This is a genomic window from Nocardia sp. NPDC056064 (genome assembly GCF_042266925.1).
Classification (GTDB): Bacteria; Actinomycetota; Actinomycetes; order Mycobacteriales; family Mycobacteriaceae; genus Nocardia.
In genome coordinates this window covers 4,678,491-4,697,888 of record NZ_JBHJWO010000001.1, presented here as the reverse complement: position 1 = coordinate 4,697,888, position 19,398 = coordinate 4,678,491, and the positions used below count along the sequence as shown (strand labels likewise).

General features: G+C 72.4%; 3 protein-coding genes. All 3 read right to left on the bottom strand.

The window, feature by feature from the left end:
- Positions 1-6 precede the first annotated feature (6 nt).
- The 3 genes from ACFC06_RS21825 to ACFC06_RS21815 all read right to left on the bottom strand — a co-directional run bounded on the left by ACFC06_RS21825 (position 7) and on the right by ACFC06_RS21815 (position 19,377).
- Positions 7-1,242 carry a TetR/AcrR family transcriptional regulator gene (locus tag ACFC06_RS21825; RefSeq protein ID WP_375934089.1) on the bottom strand — a complete coding sequence of 412 codons (1,236 nt, stop codon included), beginning with the start codon at positions 1,240-1,242 and terminating at the stop codon, positions 7-9.
- A gap of 171 nt (positions 1,243-1,413) precedes the next feature.
- Positions 1,414-2,436, bottom strand: a complete 1,023-nt coding sequence (locus tag ACFC06_RS21820; protein ID WP_375935689.1) for an alpha/beta hydrolase — start codon at positions 2,434-2,436, stop codon at positions 1,414-1,416.
- A gap of 171 nt (positions 2,437-2,607) precedes the next feature.
- Positions 2,608-19,377 carry an amino acid adenylation domain-containing protein gene (locus ACFC06_RS21815; RefSeq protein WP_375934086.1) on the bottom strand — a complete coding sequence of 5,590 codons (16,770 nt, stop codon included), beginning with the start codon at positions 19,375-19,377 and terminating at the stop codon, positions 2,608-2,610.
- Positions 19,378-19,398: the final 21 nt, after the last annotated feature.

The window sequence follows — 19,398 nt, the reverse complement described above, 5'->3', positions numbered from 1 at the left end:
TCCGGCTCAGTCCTGATCGGTGGGGTTGCCGATCAGGACTGAGCCGGTCAGCGCGGCCAGGCGGGCCAGCTGTTCGGGCCGCGAGTCGAAGCGCAGCAGCCGGCCGACATCGATGATCTGCCCGATCGCGGCGTGCACCCGGAAGCGTGCCTCGATCGGGTCGCCGTCGAGCAGGTTGGCCCATTCCAGGACGTTCTGGCGCTGGATGGCGCGCAGCCGGTGCTGTTCGGCCTGCGGCAGGTTGCTGAACTCGGCGTAGTAGACCGGCATGATCTCCGGGGTCGCGAAGGTGAGCCGGGCGTAGCGGTCGGCGATGCGGCGGGCGGCGTCGGCGCGGCTCTCGGATTCGGCCAGTGCCTCGCCGATGGCGACGGCGAGCCGGTCGCCGGTGCGGTGGAAGGCGGCGGCGAGCAGGTCGGCCTTGCTGTCGAAGTGCCGGTAGACGCTGGAGGCGTTGATGCCGACGGCGGCGCCGATCTCCTCGATCCCGGACTCGTGGTAGCCGTTGCGGCCGAAGATCCGGATCGCCTCGGTGAGCAGCTGTTCACGTTTCGAGGTCACCGGCAGCCCGCGGTTCTGCCGGTCGGGTTCGGCGGCGGCGGGCGCGGGCGGCAGCTCGGCGCGCACGATCGACCAGGCCATATCGAGTTGCAGGGCCAGTATCCGCCCGTGCGAGAGGGTGGTGCGGTGCGCGGCGATGCTGGCCAGGGCGCTCAGCGCGCCGACGGCCAGCAGGGTGACGTCCTCGGGGGTCGCCTCCGGGCGCAGCTCGGCGATGGGCGCGGCGACCATCGCCTCCAGTTCCCGGTAGAACGCGCGGATGCGCACCCGGTCCTCGCGCTCGAGGTAGCGGCGTTCCCAGCGGTAGAGCCCGGCCTCGCGCCGGAAGTCGATGTTCTGTTCGGCGACGGCGGTGAGCAGCGCGTCGAGCCGGGCCTCGGGCGCCAGCGCGGGGTCGTCGGCGGCGGCCGCGCCGTCGCGCAGGCCACGCGCGCCCGCCTCCGCGGCGGCCACGAGCAGGGCGTACTTGTTGGCGAAGTGCCGGTACAGGGCGGGTCCGGAGATGCCGACCTCGGCGGCGATCTCGTCCACCCCGACGGGGTAGTACCCGCGGGCACTGAAGGCGCGCGCGGCGGCCCGCATGATCTGCATCTTGCGGTCCTTGGGCCTGCGGCGCACGACCCGCGCCGGTGCGGTGGTCGGCTCGCAGGCGCGTTCGGCCTCACTGCGATCGGCGACCATGCACTCACTTTCCGTTCCGCGTACCGGGGTCATCGACTACTCGGGCGCTGCGGCGGGGCAGCGCCGGACCAGTCAACCTAAGTTAACCACAATTCGCAAACGCCGAGAGGCAGGTCGGTCAAACGAAAACCGCCCCGCCGGGCAGGCGGGGCGGTTCGTCGAGCGTGTGGGCTACAGGCCCAGGCCGCGGGCCAGGGTCGGCCACGACAGCTTCAGCTCGTCCTTCCAGTAGCCCCAGGAGTGGGTGCCGTTGGGACGGAAGTTGAAGGTCGCCGGGATACCCAGCTCGTTGAGCCGGTTGGCCAGGTTGTGCGTGCAGTAGTTGGTGCCCGCCTCGATCACGCCACCGATGACGATCTGGTTGGCCAGGCCGTAGGCACCGGGCAGCGCGTAGGGACCGTCGAGGGTGTCGTACGGGCCGGGCAGGCCGTTGCCGGTGGAGATGTAGAGATCGAGCCCGCGCAGCCCCTCGGCGTTGACGTACGGGTCGTTCTTCACCCACTCCTCCGAGCCCTGCGGACCCCACATGTTCATGGTGTCGCCGCCGCCCCAGGTCTCGACGGTGAGCTTGACGAACTCCGAGCCGACCGGATCGGAGGTCTGCGCGCACCCGCTGTAGGCCGCGACGGCCTTGTACAGGCCGGGCTTGGCGATCGGCAGCGCGAGCACGGTGGTGCCCGAGGTGGACAGACCCGCGATGGCGTTCACGCCGTTGGTGCCCAGCGCGCCGTCGATCAGCGGGGGCAACTCCTCGGTGAAGAAGGTCTTCCACTTGTTGCGGCCGACCACCGGGTCGTCGGCGATCCAGTCGGTGTAGTAGCTCCAGGCGCCACCGATCGGCTGGACGACGTTGACGTTCTTGTCGCCGAGGAACTCGAGCGCGTCGGTCTTGGCGACCCAGGACGCCGAATCCTCGCCGCCGCCCGCGCCGTTGAGCAGGTACAGGGTGGGGCGCGGCACGGACGCGTCGGCCGGGCGCTGCACGTCGACGATGATGTTCTGGTCCATGGCCGCCGAGTACACGTGCAACCGCAGGCTGCGCGAGTCCTTCACCTCGGCCTTGACGATCTTGGAGCCGTCCGGGGCGACCGGGTTGGCCAGCAGGCTCTGGGAATCGATGATCGGGTCAGCCGAGGCGGGACTCACGCCGAGGCCGGACATCAGTCCGGCCAGCACTGCCGTTGCCGCGATCATCGCCGCGGCGCGGGAGCCACGACGCCGGGTCTGCCGACGCATCAATTTCGCACCTTCGCTTCGTCTCGAATTCGTTTGCTGCGTGCCCAAGATACGGGTTATGCATTCGATACAACAGTGGTAACCACGACAACAGTGCGGTCACATCATGCCTCACCGGCCACAGTGCTGTCACCGGGCCCCGGACTCCCGGTCACCGGCGTCGAGCAGCTCGGCCAGGCGAGGGCCGATCTCGGCCAGCGCCTGGGGCGAGGTCATCTGATCATGCACCACCGCGACCGGCCGATCGCGGATCTCGCCGTCGACATACGGGGCCCAATTCCCGGCGGCCGCCTCGTGACCCAGCGCGCTGAAGTACTCGAGCCTGCCCCGGAACACCGCGGGCCGGTGTTCGGCGATCAGTTCCGCCGAGCGCACCGCGCTGCGATAGATCCGGCGCACCCGTTCCGGGGTCAGCACGGCCATATTGGCCGGGATGATCGCGTGCAGGGCGGCCAGCGCGTCCTCGTTGAGTTCGCGCACGCCGGATACCGGTAGCGCCGCGCTGATGTCCACGCCGAGTTCGGCGAGCGCGTCGCGCACCGCGGTGTGGAAATCGGGCACGTCGATGTCGGGGTGCGAGTCGAGCATGGCCAGCAGCGAGACCCGCTCCCCCGACGCCTGCAGCTCGGTCGCCACGGCGTGCGCGAGCACACCACCCAGCGACCAGCCCATGAGCCGGTAGGGCCCGTGCGGCTGCTCGGCGCGAATCTCGGCGACGTAGCGCCGGGCCATCTCGGCCAGCGTGCCGGGCAGATAGCCGGCCTCGCTCAGGGCCGGTGACTGCAGGCCGAAGATCGGGCGCCGCGACGGGATGTACTGGGCGAGTCCGGCATAGCACCAGGACAGCCCGTACATCGGGTGCACGCAGAACAGCGGCCCGCCCGCCTCGGTGCCGTGCGGCACCCGGTTGCGGATGGGCAGCAGCACACCGAGGGCGTCGTCGGATTCCTGGTCGTAGTCGCCGGTGCCCGCCTGGGTGGCGTCGATCCGGTCGGCCAGCGCGGCCACGGTGGCGTCGGTGAAGAACCACTGCACCCGCACCTCGGCGCCGACCCGGGTGCGCAGCCTGCTGATGGCCTTGGTGGCGATCAGCGAGTTGCCGCCGAGTTCGAAGAAGTCGTCGTCGAGGCCGACCTTGCCCGCGCCGAGCACCTCGGCGTAGACCTCGGCGACGGCGCGTTGCAGCGGCGTGGTCGGCGGGCGGTAGGGCCGGGTGGTGAAGGCGGGTACCGGCAGCGCCTTGCGGTCGAGTTTGCCACTGGCGTTGAGCGGCAACGACTTCAGCACCTGCAACGTGGCGGGCACCATGTAGGCGGGCAGGGCGGACCTGGCGTGCGCGAGCACCGCCGCCTCGTCGATCGTGGCGGCGGGGTCGAGCGCGTAGCCCGCGGGCTTCGTGGCCGCGGCGGGCTCGGCCGCGACGGGCACCACGTACCCGACCAGGCGGTCACCGGTCGGCCCGTGCACCAGGGCGACGGCCGCGTGGCGCACGGCGGGGTGATCGCGCAGCACGGCTTCGATCTCGCCGAGCTCGATGCGCTGACCGCGCAGCTTCACCTGGAAATCACTGCGGCCCAGGTACTCCAGCTGCCCACCGACCCAGCGGACCATGTCGCCGGTGCGGTAGAGCCGTCCGCCACCGGGCCGGGCGACGAACCGTTCGGCGGTGAGCGCGGGCGCGGCCAGATAGCCGCGCGCCAGCTGTACCCCTTCCAGATACAGCTCGCCCGCGATGCCGGGCGGCACCGGGCGCAGCTGCCGGTCGAGCACGTGCGCGCGGGTGTTGGCGACCGGGGCGCCGATCGGAACACTCACGCCCACAGCGGTTCCCGCGTCGGCGGCGGTGACCACGGTGGCCTCGGCGGGCCCGTACCAGTTGACCAGGTCCACACCCGGCAGCACCTGACCGAACCGGTGCGCGGTCGAGGCCGACAGCGCCTCACCGGCGGCAAACACCCGGCGCAGCGCCGGAAGTTCGGTGACGCCACCGTCGGCCAGGAAGGCGTCGAGCATCGACGGCACGAAATGCACCGTGGTGACGGCCCGTTCGGCGATCACCCGCGCGAGGTACTCCGGGTCACGGTGCCCGTCCGGCTCGGCGACGACCACCGTCGCGCCGGTCTGCAACGGCCACAGCAGTTCCCAGGTGGAGATGTCGAAGGTGACCGGCGTCTTGTGCAGCACCACGTCCCCGGGCCCGTGCGGGTAGGTGCGCTGTGCCCAGCGGAACTGGTTGACCAGCTGCCGGTGGGTCAGCATCACGCCCTTGGGCCTGCCGGTCGAGCCGGAGGTGTGGATGACATAGGCGAGAGCGTCCGGCCGCGCGGCTGCGAAGCCGCCGGTGGCCGCTCCGGCGTCGAGCGTGTCGATGGTGACGACGGGAACCGCCGCGCCGGTGGTGAATCCGGTACCGCTGGTGGTCAGCACGCACACGGGCCGGGCCGAGGCCAGTACCCGCTCGGTGCGTTCGGCCGGATGGTCCGGGTCCACCGGGACGTAGGCCGCACCGGTGCGCAGTACCGCGTAGATCGCGGTCACCAGGTCGACCCCGCGTCGCATGGCCACGGCGACCAGCGTCTCCGGGCGGGCCCCGAGCGCCCGCAACTCGGCGGCGAGCGCCCGTGCGCGCGCGTCGAATTCGGCGTAGGTGTAGGTCTGCTCGCCGTCGATCAGCGCGGTGGCGTGCGGGGTGCGGGCCACCTGCGCGTCGAACAGCGTCAGCAGGGTCGCCTCGTCGAGCAGTTCCGGCGCGTCGGTGGCGTTGACCGACGCCAGGGTCGCGCGTTCCTCGGCGAGCAGCACGTCGATCTCGGCGATCCGCGCGCCCGGGTCGGCCAGGAACCGGGCCAGCACCATCGACAGGCGCTGGGCCAGTGCGGTGGCGGTGTCGGCGGCGAAGACGTCACGCAGGTATTTCACCGAGACCCGCAGCTGCCCATCGGCCACCACCTGCACGGTGAGCGGGTAGTGGGTGCCGTTGGTGGCGTCCATGCCGGTGACCGCGGCCGAGCCGGTGGCCGCCTGCGCGAGCGCGGCCCGGTCCACCGGGAACGACTCGAAGACCACCAGCGAGTCGAACAGCGCCTCGATGCCCGCGATCTCCTGGATCTCGCCCAGGCCCAGGTAGTGGTGGTCGAACAGGGCGGCCTGCTCGTCCTGGAGGGTGCGCAGCAGTGCGGCGACGGTGTCGCCGGGCCGCAGCCGCACCCGGACCGGGATGGCGTTGAGGAACAGGCCGACCATGCGTTCCACGCCGTCGAGCACGGCGGGCCTGCCGGAGACGGTGGCGCCGAAGACCACATCGTCACGGTCGACGAGCCGGGCGATGAGCAGCCCCCAGGCCGCCTGCACCACCGTGTTCACCGTAACGCCGAGCTCGGCCGCCAGCGCGCCGAGGGCGGCAGTGTCGGCGGGTGAGAGCGCGAAGCCGGTCTCGCCGGTGCCGGTGGCGATCTCGCGGCCCTGGTCCACCGGGGCCAGCGGGGTCGGTTCGGCCAGGCCGGTCAGCGCGGTGCGCCAGGCCTGGCGGGCGGCCTCGAGGTCTTGATCGGCCAGCCAGACCAGGTAGTCGCGGTAGGGCGCGACCTTGGGCAGGCGCCTGCTGCGGCCGCCGACGGCGTAGGCGGTGAGCAGTTCCTGCAACAGCAGCGGGGTAGACCAGCCGTCGATGAGGATGTGGTGGCTGGTCACCAGCAGGTGCGCGCCGGTGGGTGTGCGCACCAGGGTGAAGCGCAGCAGCGGCGCGGTGGCCATGTCGAAATGGGTGGCCAGGTCGGCGGCCGCGATCCGCGGGTAGGTGTCCTCGTCGGCGTCCACGACGCGCCACGGCACCGTGAGGTCGTCGAGCACGATCTGCAACGGGGTGCCCGCCGCGTCGGTGGCGAAGGCCACGCGCAGGTTGTCGTGCCGGTCGAGCACGGCCTGGGCCGCCTCGCGCAGGCGGTCGGCGTCCACGGCCGGGTCGAGATCGAGGACGAACTGGGTGATGTAGGGGTCCACCGAGTTCTCCGCGAGCAGCGCGTGGAACAGCATCCCCGATTGCAGCGGCGTCACCGGCCACACATCGCTCAGGCGCGGGTAGCGGCGCACCAGGCGGCCGAGTTCGGTCTGCCCGAGCTGGACCAGCGGGAAGTCCGACGGCGTGAATCCGCCAGCGCCGGGCCGCAATCCGTGTTCGGCGAGGCCGCCGAGGGCGCGGATCCAGTGCTCGGCGAAGGTCTTGACCGCCTCGGCGGTGAGTACCGAGGTGGCGTAGTCGAAGCGGGCGACCATGCCGTCGGGGCCCGCGTCGACGGTGAGCACGAGGGCCAGGTCGTCGGCGGCGAGATCGGTGTGCACGGTGGCCGGGCGCAGGTCGCGGTAGCGCACCGCGAAGCGGCCCCGGTCGAGCGCGCGCACGCTGTCGGCGGCCTCGATGTCGAGGTAGCGCAGCAGCCCGAAGCCGGCGCCGTGCGCGGGGACCGTGCGGCGCAGTTCCTTGATCTGGGCCAGTGCCCGGCCCGCGGCCGGTCCGCCGACGAGGGCGTCGGCGATGTCGACGCCGTCCAGGCGCAGCGGCAGCGGGAAGTCGGTGGTGAAGCCACCGACCACGTTCTCCGCGTCGGCCCGGCCCAGCTTGCGCTGATCGGCGCGCAACCGGACCACGTTGCCGAGCACCCGGACCGCGACCGAGTCGGCGGCGGTCTGTACGGCCAGCGCGGCGGCGGTGACCAGCACTTCGTCGACGGTCGCGCGATAGGCCTCGGCCACCCGGCCCACGGCCGCGGACCCCTCGCCCGTGATGGTCAGCGAGACGCGGTTGCGCTGTCGCAGATCCACGGATTCAGCGGCTCGGGAACGGATCACGCGATGCCAGTACTCGCGCTCGGCGCGTGCCGCGACGGTCGACGGGTACTCGGCCAGTCTGCGGACCAGATCGCCGAGCCCGGCATCGGGCGCGCCCGGTGCCGCGTGCCTGCCCCGGCTCCACGCCGAGGTCAGCTGGTCGATCACGGTGCGCCACGAATTCTCGTCCAGCACCAGGGCATTGGCGACCACCACGAGGGTGGCGGGGCCGTCGCCGACGCCGGTGAGCACGAAGTGGATATTGCGGCCCTCGTCGGGGTCGAGCGCGGCGGCGGCCGCGGCCACCACATCGTCGACCGGCAGCGTGGACTCGCCGTCCTCGGCGTCGAGCCTGCGGAAGGCGCCGCCGGTGCGCTCGTCCTGCGGTGGGATGCGCAGGGCCGGGGTGTCCCCGGTGCGGTCGAGCAGCGCCCACAGCATCGGGTGCTGGTTCATCACCGCCGCCGCGGCATCGGCGACGGCCTGCACCGGACACTCCGCGGGCACGGCGAGCAGCACCGCGCGCGGTTCGACGGCCCGCTCCCCCGCCTCGATCAGCTGGGCGGCGGTGGCGGTCAGCGGCAGGTCGGCGCGCAGAGCGCCCGCCTCGGCGGTGAGCTCGGCGCGTTCGGCCAGGGCACCGACGGTGCGCGCGTCGAACAGATCGCGCGGCCGCAGCACCACCCCGGCGGCCCCGGCCCGCGAGACCACCTGGATGGCGGTGATGCTGTCGCCGCCGAGGGCGAAGAAGTCGTCGTCCAGACCCACCCGGTCGTGGCCGAGCACGTCACCGATCACCCGGGCGACGGCCCGTTCGGCGGCGGTGCGCGGCGGCCGGTGTTCGCGCCGCGCCACGACCGGATCGGGCAGCGCCCGCCGGTCCAGCTTGCCGACCGGTGTCAGCGGCAGTTCGTCGAGGACGATGATCGCCGCGGGAACCATGTAGTCCGGCAGCACCTGCGCGGCGAGCGCGGTCAGCTCGGCCGGAAGGTCCTGCGGCGCACCGTCTTCGGGCAGCACATAGGAGACCAGCATGGTCGACCCGGACCCGCTGTCGCGGCCGATCGTGGTGGCCCACGCGACACCCGGCGCGGCGGCCAGCACCGCGTCGATCTCGCCGAGCTCGATCCGCAGGCCACGGATCTTCACCTGGAAGTCGTTGCGCCCCACGAACTCCAGCACGTCACCACGGCGTCGCACGAGGTCACCCGTGCGGTAGAGCCGAGCGCCGCCGGCCGAAGCCGCCTCGCTGTCGAGCGGCGCGTACGGGTCGGCGACGAAGCGCGCGGCGGTCAGCGCCGGACGCTCGTGGTAGCCGCGAGCCAGCTGGATACCGCCCAGGTAGAGCTCACCGGTGACGCCCTCGGGCACCGGGCGCAGCCGCGAGTCCAGCACCAACGCGCGCACGCCCCGGATCGGACCGCCCATGTGCACGGGCTCGCCCGGACGCAGCGGGTCGCTGATGGCGGTCATGATGGTGGTCTCGGTAGGACCGTAACCATTGTGGAAGTGCCGCTGCGGCAGCGTGTTCCAGCGGGCGGCCAGTTCGGCGGGCACGTGTTCGCCGCCGACGACCAGCGCGCGCAGCCCGGGCACACCCTCGGGGTCGAGGGTGGACAGCACGGTCGGGGTGAGGAAGGCGTGGGTGACGCCCTCGGCCCGGATCAGTTCGGCCAGTTCGGTTCCGCCCACCGAACCGGCGGGTGCGATCACCAGGGTGCCCGCGCCACCGAGGGCGAGCAGCAGTTCCAGCATCGAGGCGTCGAACGAGGGCGAGGCGAAAGCCAGTGCGCGCGAATCGGGTCCGAGCTGGTAGCGCTGCTTCTGCTCGGCGCAGAAATTGGCCAGACCGGCATGGGTGACCACGACGCCCTTGGGCAGTCCGGTGGAGCCGGAGGTGTAGATCATGTACGCCGCGTGGTCGGTGCGCTGCTGCCCGCGCAGTTCGATCTCGCGCAGCGGCACACCGGGGAATCCGGCGATCTCGGCGGTGAAGGCGCGTTCGTCGAGCGCGACCCAGCCGATATCGCCCGCCAGCGGCGGCAGACCGGCGAGTTCGGCGGTGACGGTGATGCCGAACCGCGCGCCGGAATCGGCCACCATGTGGCTGATCCGCTCGGCGGGATAGCCCGGATCGATCGGCACGATCACCGCGCCGGTGCGCGCGATGGCCCACACCGCCAGGACAGCTTCGGCGGAGCGCCGGATGGCCACGGCCACCGCGACTTCCGGGCCCGCGCCGCGCGCGAGCAGTCCGCGCGCGAGCTGGTTCGCGGCCGCGTCGAGGTCCCGGTAGGGGTACCCGCGACCGTCGGCGCGCAGTGCCAGGCCGGTGGGGTTGGCCTGGACGGCGGCGTCGAGGAGGGCGGCGAGGGTGCGCGGCGGCTCGGCGGCCGGACCGCGCAAGCCGGTCTGCCGGGCGATCTCGGCGGGGTCGAGCAGTTCGACGTCACCGACCGCGCGATCGGGATCGCCGACCAGCCCGCTCAGCAGGCGCTGGAACCGCACCGCGAGGCCCTGCACGGTCGCCGCGTCGAACAGGTCTGTCGCGTAGGAGAACTCGGCCCGGATACCGCCGAGTTCGGGGAGCTCACGCAGGGTGAGCAGCAGGTCGAACTTGGCCTCGCCGGTGCGGGCGTCGAGCGCGCCGACCGCGAGACCGGGCAGCTCGACCGCAACCGGGGCGAGGTTCTCGAACGACAGCGCCACCTGGAACAGCGGATGCCTGCCCGCCGACCGCGCGGGCTGCACCGCGTCGACGACCCGCTCGAACGGGACATCGGCGTGCGCGAAGGCCCGCAGATCGGTCTCCCTGGTCCGGGTGAGCAGTTCGGTGAACGGCGCGCCTTCGTCGACGTGGCTGCGCAGCACCAGGGTGTTGACGAACATGCCGATCAGCTCGTCGAGTTCCCTGGCGCCACGTCCGGCGATCGGGGTGCCGATGGCGACGTCGTCGGTGTCGGCGAGGCGGGCCAGCAGTACCGCGAGCGCGGCCTGCACCACCATGAACACGGTGACACCCTGGGCCCTGGCGAGTTTCGACAGCTCCGCGTGCAGCCCGGCGTCGAGGGTGAACTCGCTGGTGGCGCCCGCGAAGGACTGCACCGGCGGGCGTGGCCGATCGGTGGGCAGCGCGATCTCCTCGGGCAGCCCCGCCAGCTCGGTGGTCCAGAAGGCCAGCTGCTGGGCGGCGACGGAGGACGGATCGTCCTCGGCACCGAGCGAGTCCCGTTGCCACACCGCGTAATCCGCGTACTGCAACGGCAACGGCGCCCACGCCGGTGCGGCGCCCGCGGTCCGCGCGGTGTAGGCCAGCACGAGGTCACGCGTCAGCGGACCCATCGAGAATCCGTCGGCGGCGATGTGATGCGCGACGAAGACCAGCACGTACTCGTCCGCCGACGGCAGCACCTCGGCACCTGCCGAACCGGACGGGGCCGTGGCGGCACCGTCGTGTCCGGTGACGCGCAGCAACCGCACCCGGACCGGCGGTGCGGCGGTGACATCGAAGCCGATGCCGACAATGCGCCGGACCGTCTCCGCCAGCTCGCCGGCCGCCACCGCCACCGGCGTCAGATCGATCGGCACCGCGTCCGGCGCCAGCACCTCCTGTACGGGTCCGCTACCGCGAGCCGGGTCGACCGGCGTCGCGGAGCCGACGGCGGTCCCGCCGACCTCGGGATAGCGGGTCCGCAGCACCTCGTGCCGGGCGAACAGGTCACCGACGGCCAGGCCGAGCGCCACCGGATCGAGGTCACCGGTGAGGCGGATGGCGGCCGGGATGTTGTAGACGGTCGCCTCGGGGTCGAGGCGGTTGAGCAGCCACATGCGGTGCTGGGCCAGGGAGAGCGGTACCCGGTCGGGGCGCGGCCCGGCGGCCGGTGGCAGCGCGGCCAGCGCGTCCGCGCGGTGCACGCGCAGGGCCAGGTCGGCGACGGTGGGTGCCTCGAACAACAGGCGCACGCCGATCGCGCGGTCGAGCGCGGTGCCGATGCGGGCGGCGGCGCGGGTGGCGAGCAGGGAGTTGCCGCCGAGGGCGAAGAAGTCGTCGTCGGCGCCGACCGTGTCGAGTTCGAGGATCTCGCCGTAGACGCCGGCGATCAGCTGTTCGGTAGGGGTGGCGGGCGCACGGAAGGCGGCGGACTCGAAAACCGGTGCGGGCAGGGCGTTCCGGTCGAGTTTGCCGTTGGCGGTGAGCGGTAGCGCGTCGAGCACCACGAACGCCTCGGGCACCAGGTAGGCGGGCAGTTTGTCCCGCAGACCAGACTTCACCTGTGCCACATCGGTTTCCGCGCCGACCACATAGCCGACCAGCCGGTCACCGAAGTGGGCATCGGTGCGGGCGAGCACGGCGGCCTGGGTGACGCCGGGCAGCGACAGCAGCGCGGCCTCGATCTCCCCCGGCTCCACCCGGAACCCGCGCACCTTCACCTGGAAGTCGGTGCGGCCGAAGTAGATCAGCTCACCGTCCGCGGTCCGGGCCACCAGGTCGCCGGTGCGGTACATGCGCACACCCGGCTCGAATGGATCGGCGACGAAACGTTCGGCCGTCAGCGCGGCCTTGCGCAGGTACCCGCGCGCCAGTTGCACGCCACCGAGATACAGCTCACCCCTGACCCCGGGCGGCACCGGGAGCAGCCGCTCGTCGAGAACGTAGACGCGGCTGTTCCATTCGGGGGTGCCGATCGGCACGGTCAGCACGTCGGCCGCGCTCACCCGATGATCGGTGATCGACACGGCGGCCTCGGTGGGCCCGTAGAGATTGTCGATCCTGGTGTCGGGCAGGGCGTTCAGCAGCCGCTGGGCCAGCGCGGCGGGCAGTGTCTCGCCGATGGCGAGGATGCGCGAGAGGGGGCGCGGGGTCGCCTCCCAGTATCCGGCCAGCGCGTCCAGCAGGGAGGGGACGGCGGTCAGCGTGGTGACACCGGTCTCGGCGATGAGCATGTCGAGGTAACCCGGGTCGCGGTGCCCGTCCGGCGCGGCCAGCACCAGGGTGCCACCGCAGACGGCGGCCGACCAGAACTCCCACACCGACAGGTCGAAGGTGGCAGGCGTCTTGAGCAGGAACACATCGGACGCGTCGGTGCCGAATTCGCCACGCAGCCACTGCAACTGGTTGACCACCGCGCCGTGCGAGACCGCGACGCCCTTGGGCCGCCCGGTCGAGCCGGAGGTGAACAGGACGTAGGCGGTGTTCTCGGGCCGCAGCGGCGCACGCCGGTCGGCATCGGTGACCGGTGACGGGTCCTGCGACCCGACGACCGGATGGTCCACGTGCACCACCGGCGCGACATCGGTGCGGAAACCCTTGGTGAGCACGCAGATCGGGGCCGCGGTGCCGAGAATGTAGTCGGTGCGGTCGGCGGGCTGTTCGGGATCGATGGGCACGTACGCGCCCCCGGCCCGGACCACCGCGTACATGGCGACGACCAGCTCGATCGAGCGGGGCAGCGCCAGCGCCACCAGCGATTCCGGCCCCGCGCCCAGGGAGATGAGGTGGCGGGCGAGCCGGTTGACCCGAGCGTCGAACTCGGCGTAGGTGAGTTCGACCCGGCCCTCCGGCAGGTCGGCGACCAGCGCGACGGCGGTGGGGCTCGCCTGCGTCGGCAGATCGGCGAGCGTGCCGCCGGGCACGGCCAGATCGGCTGCCCCGCTGACGATCTCGCTCGCGATCTCGGCGGCGGTCCGCAGCTCCACCGCGCCGACGACCACCGAGGGATCACGCACCACGGCCGCGAGCAACAGCGTGAGCCGTTCGCCGAAGGCCGCCACCGTCGCGGCGTCGAACAGTTCGGTGGCGTAGGTGAAGAAGCCCTCGATGCCGGTGGGGGTGCCGTCGGCGGTGTAGCCGTCACCGACGATGAGGTGCAGGTCGAACTGCGAGACCGCCAGCTCCGCCGCGACCGGCGCGATCCGCAGGCCGGGCAGTTCCAGCGCCGCCCGGTCGACGTTCTGGAACGACAGACCCACCTGGAACAGCGGATGCCGCGCGGTCGAGCGCGGCGGATCGAGCACCTCGACCAGGCGCTCGAACGGTACATCGGCGGCGGCGAAGGCGGCCAGATCGCGGGTGCGCTGGGCGGCCAGCAGCTCGGTGAAGGTGGCGGCGCCGTCGTAGCCGGTGCGCAGCACGACCGTGTTGACGAACATGCCGATGAGCTCGTCGAGTTCGCGTTCGCCGCGTCCGGCGACCGGGGTGCCGACGGCGACCTCGGAGGTACCGGCGAGGCGGGCCAGCAGCACGGCGAAGGCGGTGTGCAGCACCATGAACACCGTGGCGCCGCTGTCGCGGGCGATCCGGGCGAGCCCGGCGTGGGTGTCGGCGTCGACGCGCACCGGCACCCGGGCGCCTGCCAGCGAGGCGACGGCGGGGCGGGGCCGGTCGGCCGGGAGTTCGAGCAGATCGGGAAGCCCGGCCAGTTCGTCACGCCAGAACGCGATCTGCTGGGCGGCCGCGGAATCGGTGTCGTCCTCGGTGCCGAGGCGGTCGAGCTGCCACAGCGCGTAGTCGGCGTACTGCACCGGCAGCTCGGCCCACTCCGGGGCGCGCCCGGCGGCGCGGGCGAGGTAGGCGGTGGTCACATCGCGCACCAGCGGCGGCATCGAGGACGCGTCGGCGGCGATGTGGTGCACCACCACGGCGAGCACGTAGTCGGTGGGCGCGTCGGGGCCGGGCTCGGTGATGTCGAGCAGGCGCACCCGCAGCGGGACCTCGGTGGTGACATCGAAGGCGGTGGCGGCCAGCGCGGCGACCTGCTCGACCAGCTCCGCGACATCGCCGCGGCGCGGGCTGACGTCGAGATCGACGGCCTCGACGGGCAGCACCCGCTGGATCGGGCCGTGCCCGGTCTCCGGGTATACGGTGCGCAGCACCTCGTGGCGGGCCAGGACATCGCGCAGGGCGGCCCCGAGCGCGGCCACGTCCAGACGGCCGGTCAGGCGCAGCGCGAACGGCAGGTTGTAGGCGGCGGCCCCGTCACCGCCCATGCCCTGGTCGAAGCGGTTGAGGAACCACATGCGCCGCTGGGCGGGCGAGAGCGGCAGCTCGGCGGGCCGGTCGATGGTGCCGAGGCCGCTGGCGGCGACCGGCTCGGCGTCGAGGTCGAGGACGGCGGCCAGCGCGGCCACGGTCGGGTTCTCGAACAGGGTGCGCACCGCGACGCGGCCGCCGGTGGCGGCACCGAGCCGGGCGATCAGTCTGGTGGCGATCAGCGAGTTGCCGCCGAGGGCGAAGAAGTCGTCGTCGGCGCCGATCTCGGGGCGGCCGAGCACCGCGGCGAACTGCTCGGCGACCAGCCGTTCGGCCGGGGTCGACGGCGCCCGGAAGGCACGGGTGCGGAAGTGCGGTGCGGGCAGCGCCTTGCGGTCCAGCTTGCCGGAGGCATTGAGCGGCAACGCGTCGAGCACGGTGATCGAGGCCGGAACCATATAGGCGGGCAGGGTTTTCGCGACCACTGCCTGCAACCGGTCGGGATCGGCGGCGTGACCGGGAGTGGGCACGACGTAGGCGACGAGCTGATCGCCCAGCTCGGTCGCGGCGACCAGCGCCACCGCCTGATTGACGGATTCGTGGGCCAGCAGCGCGGTTTCGATCTCGCCGAGCTCGATACGCTGCCCACGGAACTTCACCTGGAAGTCGATGCGGCCCAGATAGTCCAGCCGGTGCGGCGCGGTGGCCGTCGGCTCGCGCCAGACCACCAGATCGCCGGTGCGGTAGAGACGTTCGCCGGTGCCGAAGGGGTCGGCGACGAACCGGTCGGCGGTGAGACCCGGGCGCGCGACATACCCGCGCGCGAGCTGGTCGCCCGCGAGATAGAGCTCTCCCGCGATCCCCGGTGGCACCGGCCGCAGGCGCGAGTCCAGCACGTAGACGCGAGTGTTCCACTGCGGCAGGCCGATCGGCACCGAGCGCTGACCGGAACGGGCGGGCCAGTAGGTCACCGAGACCGCGGCCTCGGTGGGGCCGTACAGATTGTGCAGCCGCGCGGGGCTCACCTCGGCCATGGCGTCGACGGTCTCCGGCGGCAGCGCCTCGCCGATCACGAACACCTCGCGCAGCGAACCCAGGCTGCCCGGGGCCGCTTCCGCGGCGAAGACGGTCAGCATGGAGGGCACGAAGTCGGTGACGGTCACGTTGTGCCGCCCGATCAGCTCGATCAGGTAGGCCGGGTCGCGATGCCCGTCCGGGGTGGCCAGCACCAGCGTGGCGCCGACGCGCAGCGGCATGAAATAGCCCCACAGCGACACGTCGAAGGTGGTGGCGGTCTTCTGCAGGTACACATCACCCAGGACCAGCGGGTACTTGGCCAGCATCCACACCAGCTGGTTGTGGATGGCGGCGTGGGTGACGGCCACGCCCTTGGGCTTGCCGGTCGAGCCGGAGGTGAAGATGACGTAGGCCGGGTGCTCGGGGCGCAGCGGGGCGCGCAGTTCCTCCGGGCGCACGGCGTCGATCGGTACCGCGCGGGTGTCGAGCTCGTCGAGCAGCAGCAGTTCGATGTCGTCGGGCACCGCGATGGCGTCGGCGCGGGTGCTCAGCACGGCGGCGGGGCGGGCGGTGTCGAGGATGTAGGCGAGGCGGTCGGCCGGGTGGTCGGGGTCCAGCGGCACATACGCGCCACCGGCGGTGAGCACCGCGTACATGCCGATGACCAGCTCCGGCGAGCGCCGGATGGCCAGGCCGACCAGCGCTTCCGGGCCGACTCCCGCGCCGATCAGCAGCCGGGCCAGCGCGTTGACCCGCTCGTCGAACTGCCGGTACGACAGTTCGACACCCTCGTAGACCAGGGCGGTCGCCTCGGGGTAGGCCCGAACCGCGCGGCGGTAGGCGTCGAGCATCAGTTCCGGTGCCACCGGGTGGGCGGTGCCGTTCCAGGCCGTCAGCGTGAGTTCGCGCTCCCGCTCGGTGATCAGGCCGATCTCGGCGATCGCGGTATCGGGTGCCGCGGCGACCGCGCCGAGCAGGTGGGTGAAGCGGGCCGCGGTCGAGGCGATGGTCTCGGCGTCGAACAGGTCGGTGGCGTAGGTGAACGACGCGGCCATCGGTTCGGCCGGGTCGGTGCCGGGCACGATGGTCAGTTGCAGGTCGAAACGCGCTACGGTGCCGCCGAATTCGACCGGGGCCGCGTCCAGGCCGGGCAACCGCAGGTTCGGCAGGTCGAGGTTCTGGAAGAACAGCGCCACCTGGAACAGCGGGTGGTGGGCCTGCGAGCGGACCGGGTCGAGCAGTTCGACCAGCCGCTCGAAGGGCAGGTCGGCGTGGGCGAAGGCGGCCAGATCGGTCTGTTTGGTGGCGCGCAGCAGTTCGGCGAAGCTCGCGCGCTGGTCGATCTGCGAGCGCAGCACCAGGGTGTTGACGAACATGCCGATCAGGTCGTCGAGTTCGCGGGCGCCGCGCCCGGCGACCGGGGTGCCGATGGCGATGTCGTCGGTGTGCGCGACGCGGCTGAGCAGCACCGCGAAGGCCGCGTGCACGACCATGAATTCCGACGCGCCGCTGCGCTGGGCCAGTGCGGCGAGCGCGGTGTGCACCTCGGCGGGGATCTGGAAGCCGTATTCGGCGCCGCGGCCGGTGAACACCGGCGGGCGCGGGCGGTCGGTGGGTAGGTCGACGCGATCCGGCAGCCCGGCCAGCGCACCGCGCCAGTAGGCGATCTGGGCGGCGGCGAGCGAGCCGGGATCGTCCTCGTCACCGAGCAGTTCCCGGTGCCAGAGCGTGTAGTCGGCGTACTGCACCGGCAGCGGCTGTTCCCTGGGCCGCGAACGGTTGCGCCGGGCCAGGTAGGCGCCGAGCAGATCGCGCAGCAGCGGCGCGATGGAGGCGCCGTCGGCGGTGATGTGGTGCAGGGCCACGGCCAGGACGTGATCGCGCGGGCCGAGCTGGGCCAGCGCCACCCGCAGCGGCACCCCGGCCGCCACATCGAAGCCGGTGGCCGCGAATTCGGCCAACCAGAGCGGCAATTCGTCCTCGGTCAGCGAGTCGACCAGCACATCGGGCACGGCCTCCTCGATCGGCAGGATCACCTGGTGACCCACGCCGTCCACAGCCGGGTACCAGGTGCGCAGGGATTCGTGGCGGCGCACCAGATCCGACAGGGCCGCGTGCAGGGCGCGCGCGTCGAACGGTCCGGCCAGGCGCAACGCGAACGGGATGGTCTCGGCGGTGGAGGCGGGATCGAACTGGTTGAGGAACCACATCCGCCGCTGGGCGGGCGAGAGCGGGATCAGCTCGGGCCGTTCACGACGGGTCGGTGCCTCGTGCCCTCCGGCGCCCTTGAGCGGTTCCAGCAGCACGGCGAGCCCGGCGACCGTCGGACTTTCGAAGACGTGACCGGCCGGCACCCGCCCCGACAGCTTCGCGCCGAGCCGGGCGGCGGCCTGGGTGGCCAGCAGCGAGTTGCCGCCGAGGGCGAAGAAGTCGTCGTCGGCGCCGACCGGGCGCTCCGGGGTGAGCAGTTCGGTGAAGACCTGGGCGACGAGTTCCTCCATCGCGCCCGACGGCGCGCGGAACTCCTTGGCGCGCAATGCCGGTGCGGGCAGGGCGGCCCGGTCGAGCTTGCCGACGGGGGTCAGCGGGATGACGTCGAGCTCGGTCAGCGCGGTCGGGACCATGTGCGCGGGCAGTCCGGCCCTGGCGTGCGCGAACAACTCGTCGAGGTCGATGCGGACACCCGGGGTGGCGTGCACGTAGGCGGCGAGAATCGTGGTGCCGTTGTCGAGTTCGTGCCCGACGGTGACTGCGAAGTCGACGCTGTCGTGCGCGGTGAGCACCGTGTCGATCTCGCCGAGCTCGATCCGGAATCCGCGCACCTTCACCTGGAAGTCGTTGCGGCCGACGAACTCCACGGCGCCGTCGGGGCGGCGGCGCACCAGGTCGCCGGTGCGGTACATGCGGCCACCGGCGGGGTCGAACGGATCGGTGACGAAGCGCGCGGCGGTCAGCGCGGGCTGGTGGTAGTAGCCGCGGGCCAGGCCGTTGCCCGCGATGTAGAGCTCACCGACCATGCCGTCGGGCACCCGCACCAGGCGCTCGTCGAGCACGTACTCGGTGACCCCACGCAGGGGCGCGCCGAAGTTCATGGCGTCACCGACCACCAGCGGCGCACTGATATTGGTGACGATGGTGGTCTCGGTCGGGCCGTAGCAGTCGTGGAAGCGGCGGGTACCGGTGGCCCAGCGGCGGATCAGGTCCGGCGGGCAGGCTTCGCCGCCGGTGGTCACCATCGCGAGATCGTCCAGACCGGCCGGATCGAGCCCGGCCAGCGCGGCGGTGGTGATGAACATGTGCGTCACCGCGTCGCGGCGCAGCACCTCGGCCAGATCGTGGCCGCCGAGGATGCCGGCGGGCACGATCACCATGGTGGCCGCGGCGCTCACAGCCATCAGCAGTTCCAGCACGGCGCCGTCGAACGAGGGCGAGGCGAAATGCAGTGTGCGCGAAGCCGGTTCGACACCGTAGTGGGTGCGCTGCTCGGCGCAGTAGCCCGCGAGACCGGCGTGGGTCACCGCGACGCCCTTGGGCAGGCCGGTGGAGCCGGAGGTGTACACCACGTAGGCGGGGTGGGTCAGGCGCAGCGGGCGCACGCGATCGGCGAAGGTCACCGGGTCGCCGGGCTGCTCCTCGACCGCGCCGCGCACGGCCGGGTCGTCCAGGCACAGCCAGTCCAGGCCCGCGGGCAGCCGGTCCAGCTCGGCGCCGCTCGACAGCCCGGCCACCGCGCCGGAATCGGCGAGCATGTGCTCGACCCTGGCGCGCGGATAGTTGGGGTCGACCGGCAGGAAGGCCGCACCGGCCTTGGTGATCGCCCACATGGCCAGCACCGAGGCAGGCGAGCGCGGCAGCCCGACGGCGACCACGTCCTCCGGGCCGATACCGCGCGCGATCAGCAGCCGGGCCAGCCGGTTGGCGCGCTCGTCGAGTTCGGCGTAGGTCCAGCGCACCGGCTCGGACACGCCGTCGTCCCAGGTCAGCGCGAGACCGCCCGGATTGGATTCCACCGCGACGGACAGCAGTTGCGGCAGCGACTTTCCGCGCTGCCGGGCACGGGCACCGGACGCCCGAGACGCCCGGGTCACGCCAGTCCCCTCCGTTCGAGC